Source organism: Mesorhizobium sp. M7A.F.Ca.CA.003.01.2.1 (genome assembly GCF_003998945.1).
In the GTDB taxonomy this organism is placed as follows: Bacteria; Pseudomonadota; Alphaproteobacteria; order Rhizobiales; family Rhizobiaceae; genus Mesorhizobium; species Mesorhizobium ciceri.
Genome location: NZ_RZRA01000645.1, coordinates 1 through 3,340, shown reverse-complemented (window position 1 = coordinate 3,340; position 3,340 = coordinate 1). Strand labels below are relative to the sequence as shown.

The 3,340-nt window shown below is 61.9% G+C and carries 4 protein-coding genes; 2 read left to right on the top strand and 2 right to left on the bottom strand.

Translation table 11 applies throughout. From position 1 onward, the window contains the following. A partial coding sequence (locus EN969_RS22905) for an ABATE domain-containing protein (RefSeq protein ID WP_206525206.1) occupies positions 1 to 357 on the bottom strand: 357 nt, incomplete at its 3' end. Here EN969_RS22905 and EN969_RS22900 point away from each other — a divergent pair. Beyond that, entirely contained in the window at positions 356 to 1,381 is a 1,026-nt protein-coding gene (locus tag EN969_RS22900) for an alpha/beta hydrolase (protein WP_245268609.1), read from the top strand. The two genes, EN969_RS22905 and EN969_RS22900, sit on opposite strands and share 2 nt — an antisense overlap. Before the next feature lie 10 nt (positions 1,382 to 1,391). Here EN969_RS22900 and EN969_RS22895 read toward each other — a convergent pair whose 3' ends face one another. Continuing rightward, positions 1,392 to 2,318: a DMT family transporter gene (locus EN969_RS22895; protein WP_013530053.1), complete on the bottom strand. Its 927-nt coding sequence runs from the start codon at positions 2,316 to 2,318 to the stop codon at positions 1,392 to 1,394. A gap of 80 nt (positions 2,319 to 2,398) precedes the next feature. Between EN969_RS22895 and EN969_RS22885 the strand changes: the two genes are divergently transcribed. After that, positions 2,399 to 3,340 (top strand): MBL fold metallo-hydrolase (locus tag EN969_RS22885; protein ID WP_245467474.1); only part of this gene is annotated, 942 nt, incomplete at its 3' end.

Genomic DNA, 3,340 nt, shown 5'->3' with positions numbered 1-3,340 from the left:
ATCCAGCTCGATAGACCCGGCGGCAAGCGAGCTTGCCGTGCGCGAGAACAACACGCCGAGCGGTTCGACCGCAGACGGTTTGCCCGCGGCGATTGGATCGAAAACCTGAAATGACGCCTCCCGCATTTCGCGGACCCCTTCCACGAACCGCCCATCCGCTATCTCGGCAACGGCCTGCGCCTGACGATCGTCGGCAAGCCCTGAGGCGCTGAACCAGTTCGCAACATCCCGGACGGACTTGAAGAGTTCATTGTCTGTTGCCGGCGCCCGCCGGTCGAACACGGCGTTCGACAGGTCCAAAGCGGGATGCCCGCCTATGAAGTGATCCGGTACCCATTCGGTGTATTCATCGCCCATGGAACATAACCTCATTAACCGGATTATACGGTTACATGTAACCACTATCATACGGATACGTGGTGTCAAAGCCAGCGCGTCGCCAGATCGGCGCGGAACCCCTGGGAGGGAGAGGATGTGCAGCAATCGTTACAAGACCCGCCACGAAACCATCAATGTCGACGGCCTCGACATCTTCTACCGTCATGCCGGCGATCCCGGCAGACCGGCAATCCTGCTGCTGCACGGATATCCGACTTCGTCGCACGTCTATCGCAATGTCATCGAACCGCTGGCGGAGACAGCCTATGTGGTGGCGCCGGATCTGCCCGGTTTCGGCTTTTCGTCCGCCCCTTCCATCGATGCCTATGACTACACGTTCGACAACCTGGCCAGCACGATCGAAGCCTTCATCGAGGCCCTCGGCCTCCAGCGATTCTTCCTCCACATCACTGACTTCGGCACGCCCGTCGGCTATCATCTCGCCACACGGCGGCCGGATCGCATCCTCGGCCTGATCGCCCAGGACAGCAACGCTCATGACGAGGGGCTGGGACCGGAATGGGACGCGCCGAAGGCGTTCTTCGCCGAACCGACTGAAGAAAACCGCGCCAGACTGCCGGACTGGATGAATTTCGAGGGGACCCGAAACCAATATATCGGCGGTCTCCCCGAGCGTCTGAAAGTGTTGTTTCCGCCCGAGGGTTGGTATCTCGATACGGAGCGCCTGGCGAGGCCCGGCAACACCGACATTCAGTTCGAACTCTTCACCGATTATGGCTCGCACATCGCGCGCTTCCCGGCCATCCAGGCCTATCTCCGCGACCAACAGCCAGCATGCCTGGTGCTGTGGGGGCGCCACGACGCCTTCTTCGCGCTGGACGAGATCATGGCCTACAGCCGCGATCTCGACGCCGTCGAAATCCATGTCTTTGAGAGCGGGCACATGCTTCTCGAAACGCATCATCGCCAATGCGCGGCTCTCATCGCTCACTTCATGCACGAGGTGGAGACTGGGGTATTTCGCGATCCTGCGGGGCGTTGAACGTCGACGTTCAAACCGCCACTTCGATGGGCTCGGCAAGCCTGGGATTGGCCCGCGCGGCGATCAGGCAGCCGGCGACGATCAGGCACGCTCCCGTCAGCGTGGTCCAGGTCGCCTCCTCGCCGAAGAAGAACCAGCCAAGCGCGACCGCCCAGATGAAGGCCGAGTATTCCGTCGGGATCAGATATTGCGCTTCGGCGCGGGCGTAGGACCAGCTCATCAGGAATTGCCCGGCGAGCGACAGCACCGTCACCCCGGCCAAAGGAAGCCAAAGATCGCTCGGCAGGGCGACGGCAAGCCAGGGTGCCGCGAGGCCGAGCAGGATGGCAACGCAAAGGTTCTGGAACAGCATGATCTCGATCGGCTTGGCCAACTGCGCCTGTTGCCGGGCGAGGATCAGATTGTATCCGTAGAACACGGTTGATACGAGCACCGCTGCCGTGCCGAGCATGGCGTCCTGCGAATAGTCTGCCTGCCCGAACTGGCCGGCCATGATGATGGCGACGCCGGCGATGCCGGCCAACGATGCCCAGACAGCCTGGCGTCGGATCCGTTCGCCCAGCAGCAGCGCGGCGAGAAACAGCGCAAACAAGGGCGCCACGAAGCTGAGCCCGATCGCCTCCGCGAGCGGCAGCCTGGCCAAGCCCCAGAAGAAGGATATCAGCACGACGCCGACAATTGCGGCACGCAGCGCATGCAGCCTCAGCACCGGAATGGTCGGCTTTAAGCGTGGTCCCGCCAACCAGGCTGCGCCCGCGACCACGGCCGCGACCATGCTGCGCCACAGCAAGGTGTTGTAGACCCCGACCGCGATGACCAGGATCTTCATCGCCGCATCCATCCCGGACAGCAGGAAGATCGCAAGCGCGCATACGAGCACCGGGATCATCGGGGAAACGGCGCCGGTCAGGCTGGATGTCTTCACGGCTTCACTCATGTGACGGATCGCAGCCGGATATATCAGGGCAAGGGTCGCGACCAGATGGCAGCCCGGTCGATGTAGCAGTCCAACCCCGATTGGGCCGAGGCTATCGTGACATCAGGGTATCAGCACCATGCCGGCGAGTTGAACGAAACGGACCGCCTCGCCGACTGCATCATCCGGCCACGGCAGGCGACGCACGCACCCATGGCACAGATCGAATTGAGCGGGCGGGTTGCCGACGCAGCTGGCCCGTCGCATGTTGCCGGTTGTCTGCAGACGGATCGGAAAAAATGCACCGCATGGCTTCGGGCGACCTTTATCAGACCTACGATCTTGGTGACTTGCGCATCACCTCCTTGCGCGATGGCTATGTCGACATGCCGATCGGACGGCTTCGGCAACCCGGCGACAAGCCATTTGGCGATGAATTGCCGCAACAAGTCGCATTGGTTGGTGGTCAACTCAGACTGTCCGTCAATGCCTTCGCGATTGACGATGGAGACGGAATCATCCTGATCGATACCGGTGCCTCGAACGCCTGGCATCCCACCATGGGCCGACTTCCCGAGGCGCTGGACGAAGCTGGCATCGATGCCGGACGAGTCCGTGCCGTCTGTTTCACCCACACCCATCTCGACCACATCCATGGTCTTGTGCTTGCCGACGGCCGCGACGCTTTCCCGCGCCTGGCGCGTTTGCTCGTTCCCGGGGAAGAACTCGGCTTTTTTCGCGCCGAAGCGCGGCTCGAACGATTTCACAGCATGGCGGAACCCTTCGAGGCCGGAGACCGTATCGGGACACATGTCGACATTGTCGAAGCCCATGGCCATGAAGCGGGACACAGCTGCTTTCGTGTTTCGAGCGGTGGCGAACGCATTCTGATTTGGGGCGACACCGTTCACGTCCCATCGCTTCAGTTCGATCGACCTGAGGTGACGTGGGAATTCGATGCCGATCAGGACCAGGCGCGCGAAAGCCGGTTGCGGTTGCTGGCGCTTGCTGCCGACGATCATGTTTCGTCGCCGGCGCGCATC